Raw genomic sequence first — 19021 nt, 5'->3', positions numbered from 1 at the left:
GCGCTCGCGGACGGCGCCCCGCGTGCCCGCGGGCCGCCGGGACCGCGCGGGCGGGCCGGGACGGGAGGGAGGGATCAGAGCGGAAGGGTCGGGCGGGAAGGGCCCAGAGGGGGACGGACCGGAAGCGATCCCGGGACCGTCCCGGCGCGGCGGGTTACGGCAGTTCGGGCGCGACCGGTTCGTCGTCGGTCCAGCCCGCCTCCAGCACCAGTTCCACCCGGTCGCCTCCGGACCCCGGCGGGCCGGTGACCGTGGAGGAGAGCACCTGCGAGTCAGCGGGGTCGATGACCAGCGTCCGCCGGACGACGGGAGCGGTCCGCAGGGCGAAGGAGAACGCGGCGCCCCTGCGCCCCCGCTCGTCCGTGGCCTCGCCCAGGTAGCGGACGTCCGGCAGCTCCGCCAGCGCCCGGTAGGCGGCCGCCCGCACGGCGGGCGGCGACGGCTTGCTCCACAGCAGGCCGCTCAGCGCGTCGGCGACGACACCGTCGAACGAGCCGGGCGGACCGGCCGCGGGGGTGCCGGCCGCCTGCTCCTCCCGCACCGTCCGGCTCACCCACTCCTTCAGCGCGGCGGTCTCGGTCGGCAGCCCCTGGACCTGCTCGAAGGTCATCGCGCGGCCGGCCATGCTGAACGCCGTCCCGCCCGCGGTCGCCGTGAGCCGCCCCTCCTCCGCCGCGGTGGACAGCGTGCGCCCCCCGCTCGACCACTCGGCGGGCGAGCCGTCCCGCCGCCAGGCGTCCTCGTCGGCCTTGCTCGCCGGGCGCGCCCCCAGCGCCCGGGAGCCGGACCAGACCCGGCCGTCCCTGGCCGCCCACTGCTCGGTGACCCGCGACTCCACCAGCCGGTAGCGGTTCCCGCCCCGGCCGAGCGGCTCCGGATGCGTCTGGCGGTGCAGCTTCCTGACCCTCCAGTACGCGCCGGTCGGCGCGGGCTCGGAGGCGGCCGTGCTCGCCGCCGCCAGCAGGATCGACCGCCCGGAGAGCGCCGCGATCCGGCCCGAGCCGCCCGGCTCGCCGGCCGTCGTCCCCGGGACCACGACCGCCGCCGCCACCGCCGCCGCCGCGGCGAGCCCGGCCACGATCGGCGCCCACGGCCACCGCAGGCGGCGCAGGTCCGGTTCCGTCCGCCGGAGGAGTCCCGCCCGCGGACGCCCGCGGAGTCCGGAGCCCGGGTCCCGGCGGAACCAGGCCGCCGGACGCCCGCGGGCCCCGGCCGGCGCCCGGCCGCGCACCCCCGCCTGCACCCGGCTGCGCACCCTGGCCTCGAGCAGCGGGTCGGCTTCCGGCTCGCCGTACAGCTCGCGGAGCGACGTCAGCTCATCCACGGCCGGCCTCCTCGGGGTCGAGCATCGGGTTGCCGCCGCCCAGCGCGGCGCGCAGCTTCCTCCTGGCCCGGCTGAGCCGGGACCCGACGGTCCCGTACGGGATGCCCAGCACGGCGGCGATCTCCTCGTGGCTCAGCCCGGCCAGGGCGACCAGCAGCAGGACGTCGCGGTCGCGCCGGTCGAGCCCGGCCACGGCCGCCGCGAGCTCCGGCCGCAGGCTCTGCGCGCTGACCCGCGCGGCGACGCGCTCGTCGTGGCCGGGGGCGTCGGGGTCCGGGCCGTAGCGCCCGAGCGCGCGCAGCGTGCGCACCTCCAGGCGGCGGTGCCTGCCGATGAGGTTGGTGGCGATCCCGTACAGCCACGCCCGCACGCTCGCCCGGGAGGGGTCGTAGGAGTCCCGCTTGCGGAACGCGGTGAGGAACGTCTCGGCGACGACGTCCTCGGCGTGGTCGGGGCCGAGCCGCTGGGCGACGTAGCGGTGGATCTCTGCGAAGCAGGCGTCGAAGACCGCGCCGAACGCCTCCGGGGCGTCCAAGGGGAGCGGACCGGTCCCGGCGTCCTCCGCCGGCAGCACGGCCCGGGGCGGCGCGGTCACGATGGTCTCCCCGGCATGGACACCCTCTCGACGAGATCAACGGTCGTCTCTTATCGCCCGATCCGCCGATCCGCTTTCACGGTTTCCGGATGTGACTTGTGTCACTTCCACCGGTTCCCCTCGGACGTCACCGGTGTCCGCCGGTCCGTCGCCGTGTGACGGTGCGGCCGCGGGGCCGCTCACGCGGATCCCGCGGCGAGCCGGGCCTCCAGTCCGTCGAGGAGGGCCTGCAGGCCGTACATGAAGGTCTGCTCGGGGGCGGCGGCGTAGTCGGCGGCCATCGGGGTCTCCAGGCGGGCGCGCAGCCGGGGGAAGTCCATCGCGACCTCGCGCGCCCTGATCATCGTGTCCTCGATGAGCGCCTCGGCGTCCGCGCCCTCCCGGCTCAGCCGCCGGGTGAGGGAGACCATGGCCGAGGCGCCCAGGACGTTGCCCAGGACGAAGGTGAAGACGGCGGCGGCGGCCCGGTCGGCCTGCGCCGCGGTGAAACCGGCCGCCTCGTAGACGGCGAGGCTGCGGTCGTCGTGGCGCGCCTTGCCGGGGCCGTGGAAGAGGTGGGAGCCGAGGGCCTGCACCAGCCAGGGGTGCCGGCTGAACATCGCGTGCAGGCCGGTGGCCAGCGCGGTGGCCGCGGTGCGCCAGCCGGCCGCCTCGGGGTCGGGCAGGTCGATCTCCTCCCAGACCCGGTCGCCGGCCAGCAGGATGAGGTCGTCCTTGTTCTTGACGTGCCAGTAGACCGCGGTGGCGGCGGCACCCAGCCGCTTGCCCAGGCTGCGCATGTTGAGGCCGTCCAGCCCCTCGTCGTCGAGCAGCTCGATCGCGGTCCGGACGATCTGCTCCTTGGTCAGCGTGTCGCGCGGCATGCGCACACGATAGGGCATCCGACCGTTCTTGCACAAAGTTCAAGAACTCTCTTGCACTTAGTTCAACAGACGGGGTACGGTTCACTTGAACTTAGTGCAAGACAGGACGGCGCCCTCGCCGCCTTCATCGAGGAGACCCCCGTGAACGCCCTCACCGCCACCATGCAGCTGCTCGTCGCCGGCGCCTTCGTCAGCATCCCCCTGGTCCGCCACCGCTACGGCGCCACCGCCATGGCCGGCGCCCAGGCCGAACTGGCCCGCCAGGGCGTCCGCACCACCGTCCTGACCGAGAACGGCATGCGCTTCGACGCCGGCGGCCACGAGACCGCCGCCCCGGCCGCCGTCGCCGCCGTCATGACCGCACTGGCCGCACTCAACCTGACCGGCGGCGACTGGGCCGGCCCCCTGACCCTGATCCTCCAGTCCCTCGTCCTGGCCGCCAACTGCCTCATCCTCTACAGCCAGCTGACCGCCACCGCCTCCGTCCAGGCCGCCTTCGCCCGCAAGGGCGACCCGATGCTCGCCCGCATCGACGTGCCCGCCCTGCTCAAGGCCGCCGAAGACGGCTTCCCCGCCTGGACCTGGACCCTGCAGACCGTCCGGCACACCGTGGTGTTCGGCGCCTCGGTCCTCGCCCTGGCGGCCACCGCCCTCGCCTGAGGCGCCGGGCCCTCTCCGCCCGCGCCCGGCCCCGCACCCGGCCCCCGGCCGGGGTCGGGGCCCGCGCCTTCGCGGATCAGCCCCGGTAGGGGGGCGCGACACCCCAGCCCCACCGCGGCACCGGCGCCTGCCGCACGGGCGCGGCGCCGGGCTGGGAGTTGGCGAAGGCCAGGCGGGTGCCCCACTCGATGTATCCCATGAACGCGGCGCGGAACTCCGGGTCGTCCGGCAGGCCGACCTCGTCGGCGGCGTCGGCCAGCAGGTTCACCCAGCGGCGGCGCTGGGCCTCGGTGATCGCCCGGTTCAGGTGCATGCCCAGCATGTGCGCGTAGCCGCCCCGCTCGCCGGTGTAGCGCGCCGGGCCGCCGAAGACCTCCGCCAGCCACATGGCGACGTACCGGGGGTGGCCGGGGTCCATGTGGGCGAAGAGCGGCCCGACCACGTCGTCGGCCCTGACCGCCTCGTAGAACCGCTCGGTGAGCCGCTCGAAGGCCTCGGCCCCGCCCGCCCAGTCGTACAGGCTGGGGACGGCGCCGCCGGCGCCGCGCACCGCCGTCGGCGCGTAGTGGCGCATCTCCTCGATCATGCCGACGTAGGGGCGGACCTCCGCGAGGAAGCCGGGGAACAGCTCGCCCTTCCTGAAGCCCTCCAGGTGGTCCTCGGCCGAGGTCCAGGTGATCCGCAGGATGTAGGAGGCGGGCTCGTCCGTGCAGCGGCCGAGCTCGTGGTCCACGCACTGCGGCGCCTTCGCGAGGAGGAGCGCCGCCCTGGCGTAGGCCTCCTCGAACGCGGCCGACCGGTCGTCGGGAACGCGGTAGCGGATGTACTCAACGATCATGGTCGTCCTCCGGAGGCGGGAGCGGGCTCCGGCCAACTATGCATCGTTTGTAATCATGTAATCAATACTTGATCAGGATTGTTGCGCGGTGATCCGCCCCGGACACGGCCGCGCCGGGATCCTCCGCGACGCCGGACACGGTCGCGCCGGGATCCTCCGCGACGCCGGACACGGTCGCGCCGGGCCGTCAGCGCGGGGCGAGCAGCGCGACCTCCGCGCCGAATCCGGCGAGCAGCGCGCCGTCCGGGGCCGAGGCGAGCGGTCCCACCGGCAGCGGGAAGACGAGTTCCGGCCCGATCCGGCGGCCGGTCCGCAGATCCCGGACCCGCACCGGCCCGTTCCCGCCGATCGCGACGGCGGGTCGCCCGCCCGCGGCCGTGACGGCCATGGTCCGCACCGGATCACCGGTCAGCGGCCCGCCCACCGGACGGCCGGTGGCCAGGTCCCACACCCGCACCGTCCCGTCGCGGCTCCCGGTGACGGCGACGGGCCGCCCGTCCAGCACGGCCGCGGCCACCGCCGTCACCCAGTCGCCGTGACCGGTCAGCGGCCCGCCCACCGGACGGCCCGCCTCCAGATCCCACACCCGCACCGTCGCGTCCCAGCTCCCGGTGACGGCGACGGGCCGCCCGTCCAGCACGGCCGCGGCCACCGCCGTCACCCGGCCGCCGTGACCGGTCAGCGGCCCGCCCACCGGACGGCCCGCCTCCAGATCCCACACCCGCACCGTGCGGTCCGCCCCGCCGGTCACGGCCACCGGCCGCCCGCCCACGACCGCGGTGGCCATCGCCAGGACCCGCCCCGCGTGTCCCGCCGGGGACCGTCCCGTCCGACGACCGGTGGCGAGGTCCCACGTGCCCACGGCCGAGTCCGCGTCGACGGTGACGACGGCGGTCCGCCCGTCCAGCACGGCCGTGGCCAGTATCGACACCCCCTCCGGGAAGCCGGTGACGGGCGGGCCGCTCCGGTGTCCGGTGGCGAGGTCCCAGACCCGCACCGTGCGGTCCGCCCCGCCGGTCACGGCCACCGGCCGCCCGCCCGCGACCGCGGTGGCCACCGCCAGGACCTGACCGGTGTGACCGGCGCGGCCCGCGCCGTCCTCCCCCGACAGGTCCCACACCCGCACCGTGTGATCCGCGCCCGCGGTCACCGCCACCGGCCTGCGGTCCACGGTCGCGGTCGCCACCGCCCACACCCGGCCGGTGTGACCGGTCAGCGGCCCGCCCACCGGACGGCCCGCCTCCAGATCCCACACCCGCACCGTGTGATCCGCGCCCGCGGTGACCGCGACCGGCCGCCCGTCCACCGCCGTCGCGGCCACCGCCTGCACCCGGCCGGTGTGACCGGTCAGCGGCCCGCCCACCGGACGGCCGGTGGCCAGATCCCACACCCGCACCGTGTGATCCGCGCCTCCGGTGACCGCGACCGGCCGCCCGTCCACCGCCGTCGCGGCCACCGCCGGCACCTGTCCCTCGTGCCCGGCGAGCCGGTCGCGCAACCGCAGCCCGACCTTCGCGAACGAGGTCCTGACCGCTCCGGGAGCGGGCGGGCCGACGGGTTCCAGCGACCAGATCAGGAGCGTCCCGTCCCTGCCCGCGACGAGGACGACCGGAACGCCGTCCACCGTCGCGGCGGCCATCGCCTGCGGGGAGCCGATCCGGACGGGGTCCTCCGCGCCGGACGCGCCGGCCCTCCGGCCGGTGCGCAGGTCCCAGACGCGCAGGATGCCGTCCCGGCCGGCGGTCACGGCGACCGGTCGTCCCTCCAGTACGGCCGTGGCCACCGCGACCACCCCGTCCCCGTGTCCGGGGAGACGCTCGCGCAGGTACGTCCCCGTGGTCAGGTCCACGACCGGCACGCGCCCGTCGCTGTCGGCGGCGACGGCGACGGGCCGCCCCGCCACCACCGCGGTGGAGAGGGCGAACGCTTCGGCCGTCACCGACGACACCGGATCGGTCTCGCCGTACAGGGGGGCGTGGATCTGGTCGGCGGTGGCCAGGTCCCAGACCCGGACCGTCGTGTCCGAACCGCCGGTGACGGCGACGGGCCGGCCGTCCACCACCGCGGTGGCCACCGTGAGGACCCGGCCGGTGTGGCCGGTAAGCACGTGCAGCAGCCGGTGGTCCAGCAGCGAGCCGCTCGCCCAGGCGACCGTCCACTCCGGGGAGGGCCGGCCGGGCAGGTCCACGGCCGCGAACCCGGCGGCCAGGTCCCGGTCCCCCGACCGGGCCGCGTCCATCGCCAGCACCTGCCGGCGCAGGTCGGCGCTCATGTCACGGTGCGTCTCCGCCGAGGCCCGGTACACCGCCGCCACGAACCGCGCCCGCGGGCCCGGCATGCCGTCCAGCGCGGCCAGGACCCGTTCCGGCTCCGCGGACACCACGAACGTCAGATCGGGCGGCGACGCGTCCGCTTCTCGGGGCTGTTCCGTGGAGATATCCGACATGTTCGGAAGGGTAGCCACCTCCTCTGACGGTCCTCCGCGCACGGCGAGCGCGCTGACCGCCGTGACCGCGAAGGCGAACAGGACCGCCAGGTTGAGGATCGGGCCCCGCACCGCGGGCATCAGCTGGTAGGCGGGGCCGTCGGTGGCCGCTGCGCGCCGTACTCCCCCCGCCCGGCCCCGCCGGTCCGGCCCCGCCGTATCCCTACGGGCGGCGCCGGTCCTCCTCGGACGCGTCGTCCCGCCCGCCGCCGGGCTCGGCCATCGGGCGGGCCATCTTCGCCTGGGCGGTCTCGGGTGCGAGCCTGCCGGCGACGCTCTGCAGCACGTTCTTCTTCGACCCGGCCACGACGTGGTCGTCGCCGGCCATCAACGCCTCGAAGCCCTGGCGCGCCACCTCGGCCGGGTCGTCCTTCCTGCCGGTGGCCACCTTGGTGTCCTCCATGCCGGCGCGGCGGAAGAAGTCGGTGTCGGTGGGACCGGGCAGCAGGGCGGTGACGGTGACGCCGGTGTCCTTGAGCTCCTCCCGGATCGCCTCGGAGAAGGAGTACAGGAAGGCCTTGGAGGCGGCGTACACCGCGTGGAACGGCCCCGGCATCGTGCCGGCGATGGAGGAGGTGAACAGCACCCGGCCCCGGCCGCGCCGGACCATGTCCGGCAGCACCCGCTTGGCCAGGTGCACCGAGGAGATGACGTTCAGCTTGATCAGCTTCAGCTCCGCGTCCAGGTCGGTCTCGCGGGCGAAGTCGCCGCCCACCCCGACACCGGCGTTGATCGCGACCGCGTCCACCGGGCGGCCGGGCGCGGTGATGCGGGTGTGCAGCTCCTCGACGCCGTCGTGGTGCGCGAGGTCGACGCGCACGCTGGAGACCGCCGCGCCCAGCTCCTCCAGGGTTCGGGCCGCCGGGACGAGCCCCTCGTCCTCGGCGGCCACGACGAGGTCGAAGCCGTGCTGGGCGAACTGCCGGGCGAGCTCGTAGCCGATGCCGCTGGAGGCGCCGGTCACGACGGCCAGCGGCCGGGTCGGAGTGTCCATGACGTTTCCTGTCCTCACGGGATGCCTTCACCGGTGTCGCACGAGGGACCGTGCCCCCGCGGAACCGGTCGTAACGCCCCGGCCGGCCGCACGGTGCGGCCGGCCGCACGATGCGGTCACCCGCACCGTGCGGGCGGCCACCGGGAGGCCGCCCCACCAGGGATGAATCCGCCGGACGGCCGGCCCGCCGGACGGCCGGCCCGCCGGACGGCCGGCCCGCCGGACGGCCGGCCCGCCGGACGGTCAGCCCGCCGGAGCGTCGGAGCAGACGGCGTCCCGGGCCGGCATGACGCCCTGGATCAGGTAGCGGTCGACGGCGGCGTCGACGCAGGCGTTCCGGGGGGCGAAGAGTCCTCCGTACACGGTGTGGCGGAAGGCGCCGCGCAGGGTCACCAGGCGGGAGCCGGTCAGGGCCCGGTGCGCGGCCCGCTGGCCCGCGTAGGGGGCGCCCGGGTCGCCGGTGGCGCCCACCATCAGGACCGGGACGTCGTTGCGGACCCGGACGGGGGGCTCGGCGGGGGCCGTCGGCCAGAACGAGCAGGGGGTGAGGTTGCGGGTCAGCGCGCCGAACAGCGGTTCGGCGGCGCGGTGCGCGCGGATGTCGCGGTAGTAGGCCTCGGGGTCGCGGGACGCGGCCCGGTCCGCGCAGAGGATCGCGGTCTGCACGCTCGCGGCGCCGCCCGCGTCCGGGGCCGCCAGCCCGGTCAGGACCTGCTCCAGGACGGGGGTCGGGGTCACCTCGGCCCCGCGGGCGGCCTCGCTGAGGACCCGGACGTCGGCGGCGAAGGAACCGTACGCCTCCGGGCCGTCCCCGGCGGTCACGTTGAACAGGATCATGGGCAGCACGCGGGCGTCGACCCGGTGGCGGCCGACCCTCAGCGGGGCGCGGGCGGCGGCTCGGTCGATCCGGCGCACGGTGGCCATGACCCCGGCCGCGGTGGAGCCCAGCCGGTAGCGGTCGTGGCGGCGGGCCGCCCAGGCCGCCCAGTCCTCCATCATCGCGGCCACGGCCGGCCCCTGGGTGCGGGTCAGGTCGGGGCCGAACAGGTCGGGGTTCATCGCGCTGTCGAGGACGACCCGGTCGGCGCGGCCGGGGAACAGCTGCAGGTAGACCATGCCGAGCTGGGTGCCGTACGACGAGCCGAGGTAGGACAGCCTCGGCTCGCCGAGGGCGGCCCGGATCACGTCCATGTCCCGGGCGGTGTCGCGGGTGGAGGCGTGCGGCAGCACGTCCCGGTGCACCGCGCACCGGGCGGCCAGGTCCTTCGCCAGGGCCGCGGTCCGATCGAAGCCGCGCCGGTCCGGTCCGGCCGAGCCGACGGCGGGGACGGGCCAGCCGCAGTCGAAGGGGGTGCTGCGCCCGACGAACCGGGGGTCCATCCCGATCAGGTCGTAGTGCGCCGCGACCTCGGGAGCGGCCCGCTTGACCTGCAGCACGAGGGACATCGCGGGAACGCCCGGCCCGCCGGGGTTGTACAGCAGGACACCCCGCCGGCGGGCGGGGTCGGCCGCCTTCAGCCGGGACATCGCGACCTTGATCGTCCGTCCCTCGGGGCGGCGGTGGTCCAGCGGTACGGTGACCTCGGCGCACTGGGCCTTCGCCTCGTCCAGCAGGCCGCCCTCCGCGTCGTCCGGACCGGTCCGGCAGCGGTGCCAGTCGATCGCCTGCCCGTGGAACCGCCCCGGACCGTCCGCCCCGGCACGGCCGCCGGCGCCCTGCGCGACCACCCCGACCCCGCCGCCGGCCTCCTCCGGGGCCGCCCCGGCGGCCGGCGGCGCAGCGGCCACGGCGGCGCCCGCCAGCAGCGCCGCCGTCGCGACCCCGGCCGCCGCCGTCCTTCGTCCACGCATCGCGCTCTTCTCCTTCTGCACCGTCACCGTCACGGGGTACGACGCTAGGCCGGACGGCCGCCCCGGCGCGTCCGCCTCCGGTCGGGCTTCCCGGCCCCGCCCGGTCCCGCCCGGTGCCGTGGGCCGCGCCGCCGCGCCTCCGGGCGCCGCCGCGTCCGACCTGCGGCTCTCCGCGGTCCCGGCCGCGCCGGGGGACTCGCCCCCGGGGGTCCGCGTACGACTCCGGGCTGACCCGGGAGCCTCCGGAGCGGTCCGGGGGAGGGCCGGTCGACCCCGGTCCGCCGGGCGGGAAGGGCTATGTTGGGGCCGTGCAGTGGGGGCTCACCGTTCTCCGCCCGTACGCGGCGCGGCCGGTACGGGCCCTGTTCCGGGCAGGCGCCCGGTTCCCGCCGATCGCGTTCGACGCGCTGCTGGCCGCCGCGGTCCTCCTCGGCAGCGCCGGTCTCACCAGCGAGGTCTACCAGGGGCCGCCCGGCCCCCTGGTCCTCCACGCGGCCCTGGCGCTGCCTCTGGTCTGGCGGCGGCGCGCGCCCCTGACGGTGTTCTGCGCGGTGGCCGCCGCCGCCTTCGCGCAGTGGCTCGCCGACGTCCAGCTGCTGACCGACGTGGCGCTGCTGGTCGCCCTGTACACGGTGGCCGCGCGCTCCTCCCCGCGCCGCGCACTCGCGGCCTGGGCCGTGCTGGAGCTCGGCGTCGTGCTGGCCTCGGCCCGCTGGGCGACGCCCGACGGCGGGTTCCTCCGCTCGGTCGTCTTCCTGAGCGCGGTGGCCGCCGCCGTCGCCGCCACCGGGACGAACGCGCGGACCCGGCGCGCCTACCTCGCCTCCCTGGAGGACCGCGCGGTCCGCCTGGAACGCGAACGCGACCAGCGGGCCCGGCTCGCGGCGGCGGACGAGCGCGCCCGGATCGCCCGCGAGATGCACGACATCGTCACCCACAACCTGTCCGTCATGGTCGCGCTCGCCGACGGCGCGGTCTTCGCGCAGGAGCGCTCACCCGACCGCGCGACCGCCGCCATGCGGCAGATCTCCGGCACCGGGCGGCAGGCCCTCACCGACATGCGGCGCTTCCTGGGCGTCCTGCGGGCCGACGAACCGGACGCGCGACGCCACCCGATGCCCGGCATCGCCCAGCTGGACTCCCTCATCGGCCGGATGCGCGCGGCCGGGCTGCCGACCCGCCTCCGGGTGGCGGGCGACCCGGCCCCCGTTCCCGCCGCCGCGCAGCTCACCGTCTACCGGCTGGTCCAGGAGGCCCTGACCAACACGCTCAAGCACGCCCCGGCCGGCACCCGCGCCGAGGTCCGGGTGCGCTGCTCGCCGACGGCCGTCGCCCTCGACGTCACCGACGACGGCCGCACCGCGCACGCCTCCGACCCGCCGTCCTCCGGCCCGCCGTCCTCCGACCCGCCGTCCTCCGGGCCGCCCCGCGGGCACGGCGTCTCCGGCATGCGCGAGCGCGTCGCCGCGTACGGCGGGAGCCTCGACGCCGGTCCCCTCCCGGGCGGCGGATGGCGGATCTCCGCCACCCTCGCCCTCCGCCCCGCCCCCGCCCCCGTCCCCGCCGGAGGCGGTGCCGCGTGACGATCCGCGTCCTGCTCGCCGATGACGAGCCGCTGCTCCGCATGGCGTTCACCATGGTCCTGGACTCCCAGCCGGACATGGAGGTGGTGGGCGAGGCGGGGGACGGCGCCGAGGCCGTACGCCTCGCCCGGCGGCTCCGCCCCGACGTCGTCCTGATGGACGTGCGCATGCCGGGCACCGACGGGATCGAGGCGACCGACCGGATCATCCGGCACCGCCGGCAGACCCGGGTCCTCATCCTCACCACCTTCGACCTCGACGAGTACGCCTTCGCCGGGCTGAAGGCCGGGGCGTCCGGCTTCCTGCTCAAGAACGCCCTGCCCGAGGAGCTGCTGGCCGCGATCCGGAGCATCGCCGCGGGCGACGCGGTGGTCTCCCCGCGGATCACCCGGCGCCTGCTGGAGAACTTCGCCCACGGGCTCCCCACCGGGGGCGCCCCGCCGCGCGACGAGCGGCTGGAGCTGCTCACCCCCCGCGAGCGGGAGGTGCTCACCGAAGTGGCCCGCGGCCTGTCCAACACCGAGATCGCCGCCGAACTGCACCTGGCCGAGGCCACCGTCAAGACGCACCTGGGCCGGATCCTGACGAAGCTGGAACTGCGCGACCGGGTGCAGGCCGTGGTCTTCGCCTACGAGAACCGGCTCGTGCACCCGGCGGCGGAACCGGCTCCCCGGCCGGCCCGGGACCGGGCAGATTGAGCACCGGTCCGCGTCCGGGAGGTACACTGTGATCACCAAAGGGCTTTCCCCGCGCCGACGACACGGCCGGCGGCACCCGCGGCGATTCGCCGCGACCCTTTCCGAAACCGATGCGGACCTGGCCGATCACGACGGCCGGCCCACTTCCCCCAGCACGCCGGACCCGGCGTTCCCGCCCGCCTCCCGGCGGGCGACCCCGTGCGCGGACGGTGTTCCGCCGCCCGCGCGGAATCCGTACGCCACCCTCTCGATCGGAGATTGCATGATCACCACGACCCAGGTCGACGCCTGTACCCGCGCGCGCCTGCTGGCCGCCTGCCGCCCCCCGCACACCGTCGTCGCCCTGCACGGCGAGATCGACGTCGCCACCGCTCCGGCGCTGCGCCGGCGCCTGCTCAACACCCTGCAGCACAGCACGGACCTGCTCGTGCTCGATCTGTCCGCGGTGTCGTTCTGCGACGCCTCCGGGCTGAGCGTGCTGGTCGACGTCCGGCGGCGCGCCATGGCCTCCGGCATCACGGTCCGCATCGCCGCCCCCCGCCCGCCCGTGGCCAGGCTGCTGCACGTCACCGGCCTGGACCGCGCCTTCCCGGTCCACCCCACGCTCTCCAGCGCGCTCGTCTCCCGCGGGTCCGACCGGAGCGCCGGTCGCAACCCCGACGGCACCCCCGACAGGAGCGCAGACGCCGCTCCCGGCAGGCGGCGCCGGGGCGTCAGACGACCCTGGTGACCTTTCCCGTGTCCAGGGAGTAGTGGGCGCCCACCACCTTGAGCCGCTGCTTCGCGATCCGCGGGGCGAGCAGCCGGTCGGCCTTCAGCCGGGCCGCCACGTCGACGGTGTTGATCCGGATCATCTCGTCGACGTTCCCTCCCGAGCGCTCGTAGGCGGGGCGGAGCGCGGAGGCGATGTCCCGCAGCCTGCCCGGCAGCTCCCTCCCTTCCCGCAGCGCCTCCGCCGTCGCGGTGACCGCGCCGCAGCGCTGGTGGCCGAGCACCACGATGAGCGGGACGTCCAGCTCCGCCGGGCCGTACTCCACGGCCCCGGTCACCAGCGGGTCGATCGTCTGCGCGGCGGTCCGCACCACCAGCAGGTCGCCCAGTCCGGTGTCGAAGACGACCTCCGGGGGCACCCGGGAGTCGATGCACGACACCACCACCGCGTACGGTTCCTGCTTCCGCGCGACCGCCGAACGCCTGTCCATGCCCTGGTGGGGATGGTTCGCGATGCCGGACTCCCAGCGGCGGTTGCCCGCGCGCAGCTCCGCCCACGCCTCCTCAGGGGTCTCCGGGTGCTCGTCGCGCCGCGGTCTCGCGCGGAACGCGCTCTCGGCCAGGGCGGTCCCGCCGAGGCCGGCTCCGGCCAGCAGCGCCCCTGTCACGAATACGGCGCCGCCGAGAATCCTGCGCCTGGTCTGTGCGTCAATTTTCATGATCGTCAGTATCGTCCAACCATCGGTCGTCGGTGTTCACCTCACACAGGTCCCATCCTCCTCCCTCCGCAGACCTGACCCGGCCTGCGGGCCCGGCCGAGGGGAGCCGGCGGCCGGGGCGTTCCCGGCCTGTTCCCGCCCGCAGGCCGTACGTACCCGTTCCACGCCCCGCGCAGGGTCACACCCCGCGCAGGATCACGCCCCGCGCAGGATCACGCCCCGCGCAGGGTCACGCCCCGCGCAGGATCACGCCCCGCGCAGGATCACACGCCGCGCAGGGTCACGCCCCGCACGGCGAGCTCCTCGGGGCGGCGGGCGGTCTCGACGACCGCCGCCCCGCCCGCAGGCACGGTCACCGTCCCGGCGCAGGCGGTCCCGCCGAGCAGTTCGACGCCCTCGACCCCGTCCACCGTGACCGGCGCGTCGCCGTGGTTGAGCAGGAAGAGGTGGTCCCCCCGCCGGACGAGTTCGAGGGCGTCGGGCACGCCGGCGGGCCGGGAGACCCCCGCGCGGTCGAGCACCGGCCCCAGGAGCGCCCGCAGGTCGCCGCCGTCCCGCCCGGCGCCGTCCGGTGCCGGGTCGAGGGCCGTCGCGACGTACCAGGCCGTGCCCGCGCCCAGCTCGTGGCAGGTCACCGCGGGATGCCCGGCGTCGGGGCCGTCCGCGAAGGTCCGTACGGCCCGCGCCCCGGCGAGGCGGACCCGCTCCGACCAGACGCGTCCGGTCGCCGGGCCGCCCGGCGCCTCACCGCCGGGAACCGGACCGCCGAGGGTGACGGTCCCGTGCTCGGGCAGCGGGTGGAACTCCTCGACCCAGAGCCCGAGCACGTCCCGCAGCGCCCCCGGGTACGGGCCCGGATGGACGGCGTCGCAGGCGTCGACGATGCCGGAGAAGTAGGAGACGACCAGGTGGCCGCCCGCCTCCACGTAGCGGTGCAGGTTCTTGCCCGCCTCCGCCGACAGGAGGTACGCGCTGGGCGCGACGACCAGCCGGTAGCGGGACAGGTCGGCCGCGGGGTGGACGAAGTCGACCGTGACGTGGTCGCGCCAGAGCGCCTCGTAGAACGCCTCCACCCGTTCCCGGAACCGCAGGTCCACCGAGGGCCGCCATTCCAGCTCCAGCGCCCAGTAGGACTCCCAGTCCCACACCAGCGCCACCTCGGCCTCGACCCGGGAGCCGCGGACGCCCGCCAGCCCGGCGAGCTCGCCGCCCAGGTCCGCCACCTCGCGCCAGAGGCCGGAGCCGGTCCCGGCGTGCGGGACCATCGCCGAGTGGAACTTCTCGGCCCCGTACCGGGAGGCGCGCCACTGGAAGAACAGCACCGAGTCCGAGCCCCGGGCGACGTGCGCGAGGCTGTTGCGCCGCATCTCCCCCGGACGTTTGGCCAGGTTGCGCGGTTGCCAGTTGACCGCGCCGGTGGAGTGCTCCATCAGCATCCACGGCCGGCCGCCCGCCACCGAGCGGGTGAGGTCGGCCGCCATCGCCAGCTCGATGTGGTTGTCCGGCCGGGCCGCGTCGAGGTAGTGGTCGTTGGAGACCACGTCCACCTCCCCGGCCCAGCGCCAGTAGTCCATGGGCTTGCAGTTGGGGATCATGAAGTTGGTGGTGACCGGCCGGTCGCTGTGCCGGCGGATCGCCTCGCGCTCGCGGCGGAAGCACGCGATGTGCGCGTCGACGGAGAAGCGCGCGTAGTCCAGCCGCAGGGCGGTGAGCTGGCCGGGCGGGGCGACACCGGGTGCCTCCACCTCCTCGAAGGAGCCGTAGGTCAGCCCCCAGAAGACGGTCCCCCAGGCGGCGTTCAGCGCGTCCACGTCGCCGTACCGCTCCCGCAGCCAGCCGCGGAACGCCTCGGCGGAGACGGCGCAGTGGCACTCGGCGTTGGCCCAGCCGTACTCGTTGTGCACATGCCACATCGCCACCGCCGGGTGGTCGCCGTACCGCGCGGCCAGCCGCCCGGCGATCCGCGTCGAGGCGGCGGCGTACTCCGGGGAGCTGGGGCAGAAGCCGTGCCGGGAGCCGCCGGCGACGACGCGCCCGCCGGAGTCGACCAGGCGGCTGCCGGGGTGGCGGCGGCGGAACCAGGCCGGGGGCGAGGAGGTGGGCGTCGCCATGCCGATCATGATCCCGGCCGCGTGCAGCAGCTCGACGATCCGGTCCAGGCGGCCGAAGTCGTAGACGCCCTCGGCGGGTTCGATCAGCGCCCAGTTGAAGATGCCGAGGCTGACCAGGTTCACCCCGGCCTCGCGCATCAGGCGGACGTCCTCGTGCCAGACCTCCTCCGGCCACTGCTCGGGGTTGTAGTCCCCGCCGTAGGCGATGCCCTCGGGCAGGGCGGGATATCCGGGCACGTTTCCCCCTCGGATCGACTCTGTGAACGTGCACAGTAGTCCATCCTCCGAGATGCCCGGAAGCGTCCTTCAGATGACCCCAGGCCAACGCTGCAGTTAACAAGAACGTAACAGGCATTGACACCGACGATCCCCGCCTCAGACTCTGTGAACGTTCACAGAGACACACACACCCCACCCACCGGTCTCCCCACCCCCCGCCCCCGGAGGAACACATGCGCACACCCCGCCTGGCCGCGGCGGCCGCCGCGGCCCTGGCCACCGTCCTGGCCGCCGGATGCTCCACGAGCACCGGCGCCGCACCGGAACCGGACGCCGCCGCCGCGCAGAGTTCGGCCCCCGCGGGACCGGTCACGCTCACCTACTGGACCTGGGCCCCCAACATGGACAAGGTCGTCGAGGTCTGGAACGAGGCGCACCCCGACGTCCAGGTCACGGTGAGCAAGCAGGCCGGCGGGGACGACGCCGCCGCCAAGTACCTCACCGCGGCCAAGGCGGGCAACCCGCCGGACCTGGTCCAGGCCGAGTACCAGATGCTCCCGTCCTTCGTCGCCGCCGACGCGGTGGCCGACCTGGCCGCCGAGGCGGCCCAGGCCAAGGCCGCCTTCAGCGAGGGCACCTGGGGGCAGGTCACCCTGGGCACCGACGGCGTCTACGCGATCCCGCAGGACAGCGGGCCGATGATGCTCTACTACCGCCAGGACCTGTTCGAGAAGTACGGCATCGAGGTGCCCAAGACCTGGGACGAGTACGCCGAGGCCGCCCGCGCCGTGCGCAAGAAGGACCCGAAGGTCTTCCTCGGCACGTTCTCCAGCAAGGATCCCGGCTCCTTCGCCGGCCTCGCCCAGCAGGCCGGCGCCCAGTGGTGGTCGATCAGCGGCGACGCCTGGAAGGTCGCCGTCGACGACGCCGCGACCGTCAAGGTCGCCGACTACTGGGGCGGCCTGGTCAAGGAGGGCGTCATCGACGACCAGCCGTACTTCACCCCCGAGTGGAACAAGGCCCTCAACGACGGCACCCTGCTGACCTGGCCCTCGGCCGTCTGGGGGCCGGGCGTGCTGGCCAGCAACGCGCCCAAGGGCAAGGGGAAGTGGGCGATCGCCCCGCTGCCGCAGTGGAGCGCCGGGGAGAACGTCAGCGGCTTCTGGGGCGGCTCCTCCACCGCGGTCTCCGCCACGACCCCGCACAAGGCCGCCGCCGTGCGGTTCGCGACCTGGCTGAACACCGACCCGCAGGCGCTCGACCTGCTGATCAAGGAGGCCGCGGTCTACCCCGCCGCCACCAAGGGCGGCGAGCTGCTCACCGAGGCCCCCGAGTACTTCGCCGGCCAGGCCGACTTCTGGCAGCAGGCCGCGGCGATCTCCGCCACCGCGCGGGGCTTCACCTTCGGCCCCAACGTCAACGTGACCTACGACGCCTTCAAGAACGCCTTCGACAAGGCGGTCCAGGAGAAGTCGGCCTTCTCCGGCGCCGTGCGGCAGATGCAGGACGCCACGGTGGCCGACATGCAGAAGTCCGGCTTCCAGCTCGCGCAATGAGAACCCGCCGCAGCGGCGGCGCCCCCTCGGGCGCCGCCCCCTACCTCTTCCTCCTGCCGGCCCTGGTGCTGTTCGCCGTCTTCATGGCCGTCCCCATCTGCTACACGGTCCACCTCAGCCTGCGCCGGACGAAGGTCTCCGGCCTGGGCCTGGGCAAGGGATCGCGCACCGAGGTCTTCGCCGGCCTGGACAACTACACCGCCGCGATCGGCGACGGGGAGCTGTGGGCCGGCTGGCTGCGGGTCCTCGGCTACGGCCTGATGGTGCTGGTCGTCATGCTCGGGCTCGCCCTGCTCTTCGCGCTGCTGCTGGACTCGGCCCACGTGCGGCTCGCCCGGTTCTCCCGGATCTCGATCTTCCTGCCGTTCGCGGTGCCGGGGGTGGCCGCCACCCTGCTGTGGGGCTTCCTCTACCTGCCCAGCCTCAGCCCGATCCGCCAGGTCCTCGACGTCGACCTGCTCGGCGCGGGCACCGTCACCTTCTCCATGGCCAACGTGGCCGTCTGGGGCGGCACCGGCTTCAACATGCTGGTGCTCTACACCACCCTGCGGGCCGTCCCGCGCACCTACTACGAGGCCGCGCGCCTCGACGGGGCGAGCGAGCTGCAGATCGCGCTCCGCGTCAAGATCCCGATCCTGCTGCCCGCGATCATCCTGACCACGGTGTTCTCCGTCATCGCCACCGTCCAGGTCTTCACCGAGCCCACCACGCTCCGGCCGCTCACCAACACGATCAGTTCGACCTGGAGTCCGCTGATGAAGGTCTACCGCGACGCGTTCGTCACCGGCGACGTCTACTCGGCCGCCGCCACCTCGATCGTCATCGCCGCGATCTCCCTCGTGCTGTCGTTCGGCTTCCTGCGCGTCGTCCGCGACCGCGCCTTCGGGGAGGGCTGATGTCCACCGCGACCCTGCCGATCACGCCTGCGGGCCGCCGCCGGGCACGCCGGCGCGGGCCGTACGGCGTCGCCCCGACCGCGATCCTGGTGCTCGGCGCGCTCTACTGCCTGCTCCCGGTGAGCTGGGTGGCGGTGGCCGCCACCAAGTCCAAGGCGGAGCTCTTCTCCACCGCGGCCTTCGCGCCCGGGACCGGGCTGCTGTCCAACCTGGCGGACCTGTCCACCTACCGGGACGGCGTCTTCTGGCTGTGGGGGCTGAACACGCTGCTGTACGCGGGCGGCGGCGCGCTGCTGTCGACCGCGGTCTCGGCGGTGTCCGGCTACGCGCTGGCGAAGTACCGCTTCGCCGGCCGGAACCTGATCTTCAACGTGCTGATCGGCGGCATCCTGGTGCCCTCCGTGGTGCTGGCCATGCCGCAGTACCTGCTCTTCTCGCAGATCGGCCTGGCGGACACCTACTGGTCGGTCCTGCTCCCGCAGATCCTGCACCCCTACGGCATCTACCTGGCGCGCGTCTACGCCACCGCCGCCGTCCCCGACGCGCTGCTGGAGGCCGGGCGCATCGACGGGGCGGGCCACTTCCTGCTGCTGCGCAAGGTGGCCCTGCCGCTCATGCTGCCCGGCATGGTGACCATCTTCCTGTTCCAGTTCGTCGCGATCTGGAACAACTTCCTGCTGCCCTTCATCATGCTCGGCGACGACCAGAAGTTCCCGCTGACCGTCGGGCTCTACACGATGCTCGCGGCCGGGGCCAACCAGCCCTCGCTGTTCAACCTGATCCTCACCGGGACGCTGGTCTCCCTCATCCCGCTGATCGCGCTGTTCCTGACCATGCAGCGCTACTGGCGGACGGACCTGTCCGACGGGGCCGTGAAATAGATGGGACGGGAACGGCCCGCGGGGCGGAACAATGGGG

Annotated in this window: 16 protein-coding genes; 7 read left to right on the top strand and 9 right to left on the bottom strand. The window is 75.0% G+C overall.

Going from position 1 to position 19021, the window contains the following annotated elements; all coding sequences use genetic code 11:
* Window positions 1-154: 154 nt before the first annotated feature.
* From HS045_RS10210 to HS045_RS10200, 3 genes are all read right to left on the bottom strand, one after another.
* Window positions 155-1324 carry a CU044_5270 family protein gene (locus tag HS045_RS10210; RefSeq protein ID WP_196450824.1) on the bottom strand — a complete coding sequence of 390 codons (1170 nt, stop codon included), beginning with the start codon at window positions 1322-1324 and terminating at the stop codon, window positions 155-157.
* Window positions 1317-1919 carry an RNA polymerase sigma factor gene (locus tag HS045_RS10205; protein ID WP_307827447.1) on the bottom strand — a complete coding sequence of 201 codons (603 nt, stop codon included), beginning with the start codon at window positions 1917-1919 and terminating at the stop codon, window positions 1317-1319. Before HS045_RS10205 ends, HS045_RS10210 begins: the two co-directional genes overlap by 8 nt.
* 179 nt (window positions 1920-2098) lie before the next feature.
* On the bottom strand, window positions 2099-2782 hold the full coding sequence (locus tag HS045_RS10200) for a TetR/AcrR family transcriptional regulator C-terminal domain-containing protein (RefSeq protein ID WP_196450823.1): 684 nt from the start codon (window positions 2780-2782) through the stop codon (window positions 2099-2101).
* Window positions 2783-2923: 141 nt separating this feature from the next.
* Between HS045_RS10200 and HS045_RS10195 the strand changes: the two genes are divergently transcribed.
* A complete protein-coding gene (locus tag HS045_RS10195) occupies window positions 2924-3442 on the top strand; it encodes a hypothetical protein (protein ID WP_196450822.1) in 519 nt (172 codons plus the stop codon).
* 76 nt (window positions 3443-3518) lie between these two features.
* Here HS045_RS10195 and HS045_RS10190 read toward each other — a convergent pair whose 3' ends face one another.
* The 4 genes from HS045_RS10190 to HS045_RS10175 all read right to left on the bottom strand — a co-directional run bounded on the left by HS045_RS10190 (window position 3519) and on the right by HS045_RS10175 (window position 9610).
* Window positions 3519-4280, bottom strand: coding sequence for an antibiotic biosynthesis monooxygenase (locus HS045_RS10190; RefSeq protein WP_196450821.1), 762 nt, complete (start codon window positions 4278-4280; stop codon window positions 3519-3521).
* A gap of 187 nt (window positions 4281-4467) precedes the next feature.
* A complete protein-coding gene (locus HS045_RS10185; protein WP_196450820.1) occupies window positions 4468-6726 on the bottom strand; it encodes a WD40 repeat domain-containing protein in 2259 nt (752 codons plus the stop codon).
* Between the two features lie 202 nt (window positions 6727-6928).
* Entirely contained in the window at window positions 6929-7759 is an 831-nt protein-coding gene (locus HS045_RS10180; RefSeq protein ID WP_196450819.1) for an SDR family oxidoreductase, read from the bottom strand.
* 243 nt (window positions 7760-8002) lie between these two features.
* Window positions 8003-9610 (bottom strand): alpha/beta hydrolase, encoded by a 1608-nt coding sequence (locus tag HS045_RS10175; RefSeq protein WP_196450818.1) that lies wholly within the window; start codon window positions 9608-9610, stop codon window positions 8003-8005.
* 308 nt (window positions 9611-9918) lie between these two features.
* On the opposite strand from HS045_RS10175, the gene HS045_RS10170 reads away from it, so the two are divergent.
* The 3 genes from HS045_RS10170 to HS045_RS10160 all read left to right on the top strand — a co-directional run bounded on the left by HS045_RS10170 (window position 9919) and on the right by HS045_RS10160 (window position 12621).
* Window positions 9919-11193 carry a histidine kinase gene (locus tag HS045_RS10170; RefSeq protein ID WP_307827446.1) on the top strand — a complete coding sequence of 425 codons (1275 nt, stop codon included), beginning with the start codon at window positions 9919-9921 and terminating at the stop codon, window positions 11191-11193.
* On the top strand, window positions 11190-11891 hold the full coding sequence (locus HS045_RS10165) for a response regulator transcription factor (protein WP_196450817.1): 702 nt from the start codon (window positions 11190-11192) through the stop codon (window positions 11889-11891). The genes HS045_RS10170 and HS045_RS10165 overlap by 4 nt, the downstream gene beginning before the upstream one ends.
* Before the next feature lie 262 nt (window positions 11892-12153).
* Window positions 12154-12621 carry an STAS domain-containing protein gene (locus tag HS045_RS10160; RefSeq protein WP_196450816.1) on the top strand — a complete coding sequence of 156 codons (468 nt, stop codon included), beginning with the start codon at window positions 12154-12156 and terminating at the stop codon, window positions 12619-12621.
* On the opposite strand, the gene HS045_RS10155 is transcribed toward HS045_RS10160, so the two are convergent.
* On the bottom strand, window positions 12605-13321 hold the full coding sequence (locus HS045_RS10155; protein ID WP_196450815.1) for a carbonic anhydrase: 717 nt from the start codon (window positions 13319-13321) through the stop codon (window positions 12605-12607). The two genes, HS045_RS10160 and HS045_RS10155, sit on opposite strands and share 17 nt — an antisense overlap.
* Before the next feature lie 263 nt (window positions 13322-13584).
* Window positions 13585-15669: a beta-galactosidase gene (locus tag HS045_RS10150; protein WP_307827445.1), complete on the bottom strand. Its 2085-nt coding sequence runs from the start codon at window positions 15667-15669 to the stop codon at window positions 13585-13587.
* A 215-nt stretch (window positions 15670-15884) separates the two neighbouring features.
* Between HS045_RS10150 and HS045_RS35360 the strand changes: the two genes are divergently transcribed.
* The 3 genes from HS045_RS35360 to HS045_RS10135 are packed head-to-tail and all read left to right on the top strand — an operon-like array spanning window position 15885 to window position 18984.
* Entirely contained in the window at window positions 15885-17207 is a 1323-nt protein-coding gene (locus HS045_RS35360) for an ABC transporter substrate-binding protein (RefSeq protein ID WP_196450814.1), read from the top strand.
* A complete protein-coding gene (locus HS045_RS10140) occupies window positions 17204-18103 on the top strand; it encodes a carbohydrate ABC transporter permease (protein WP_196450813.1) in 900 nt (299 codons plus the stop codon). Before HS045_RS35360 ends, HS045_RS10140 begins: the two co-directional genes overlap by 4 nt.
* Window positions 18103-18984 (top strand): carbohydrate ABC transporter permease, encoded by an 882-nt coding sequence (locus HS045_RS10135; protein WP_196450812.1) that lies wholly within the window; start codon window positions 18103-18105, stop codon window positions 18982-18984. The genes HS045_RS10140 and HS045_RS10135 overlap by 1 nt, the downstream gene beginning before the upstream one ends.
* Window positions 18985-19021 lie beyond the last annotated feature (37 nt).

It is taken from the genome of Planomonospora sp. ID82291 (assembly GCF_015711645.1).
Lineage (GTDB): Bacteria > Actinomycetota > Actinomycetes > Streptosporangiales > Streptosporangiaceae > Planomonospora.
This window is presented reverse-complemented; position numbering and strand designations above follow the sequence as displayed.

What these genes read in the sequence shown, in the direction of transcription:
- HS045_RS10155 (WP_196450815.1), bottom strand. Translation starts at nt 13,321, where the DNA reads ATGAAAATTGACGCACAGACCAGGCGCAGGATTCTCGGCGGCGCCGTA.
- HS045_RS10140 (WP_196450813.1), top strand. Translation starts at nt 17,204, where the DNA reads ATGAGAACCCGCCGCAGCGGCGGCGCCCCCTCGGGCGCCGCCCCCTAC.
- HS045_RS10135 (WP_196450812.1), top strand. Translation starts at nt 18,103, where the DNA reads ATGTCCACCGCGACCCTGCCGATCACGCCTGCGGGCCGCCGCCGGGCA.
- HS045_RS10200 (WP_196450823.1), bottom strand. Translation starts at nt 2,782, where the DNA reads ATGCCGCGCGACACGCTGACCAAGGAGCAGATCGTCCGGACCGCGATC.
- HS045_RS10175 (WP_196450818.1), bottom strand. Translation starts at nt 9,610, where the DNA reads ATGCGTGGACGAAGGACGGCGGCGGCCGGGGTCGCGACGGCGGCGCTG.
- HS045_RS10185 (WP_196450820.1), bottom strand. Translation starts at nt 6,726, where the DNA reads ATGTCGGATATCTCCACGGAACAGCCCCGAGAAGCGGACGCGTCGCCG.
- HS045_RS10180 (WP_196450819.1), bottom strand. Translation starts at nt 7,759, where the DNA reads ATGGACACTCCGACCCGGCCGCTGGCCGTCGTGACCGGCGCCTCCAGC.
- HS045_RS35360 (WP_196450814.1), top strand. Translation starts at nt 15,885, where the DNA reads ATGCGCACACCCCGCCTGGCCGCGGCGGCCGCCGCGGCCCTGGCCACC.
- HS045_RS10190 (WP_196450821.1), bottom strand. Translation starts at nt 4,280, where the DNA reads ATGATCGTTGAGTACATCCGCTACCGCGTTCCCGACGACCGGTCGGCC.
- HS045_RS10160 (WP_196450816.1), top strand. Translation starts at nt 12,154, where the DNA reads ATGATCACCACGACCCAGGTCGACGCCTGTACCCGCGCGCGCCTGCTG.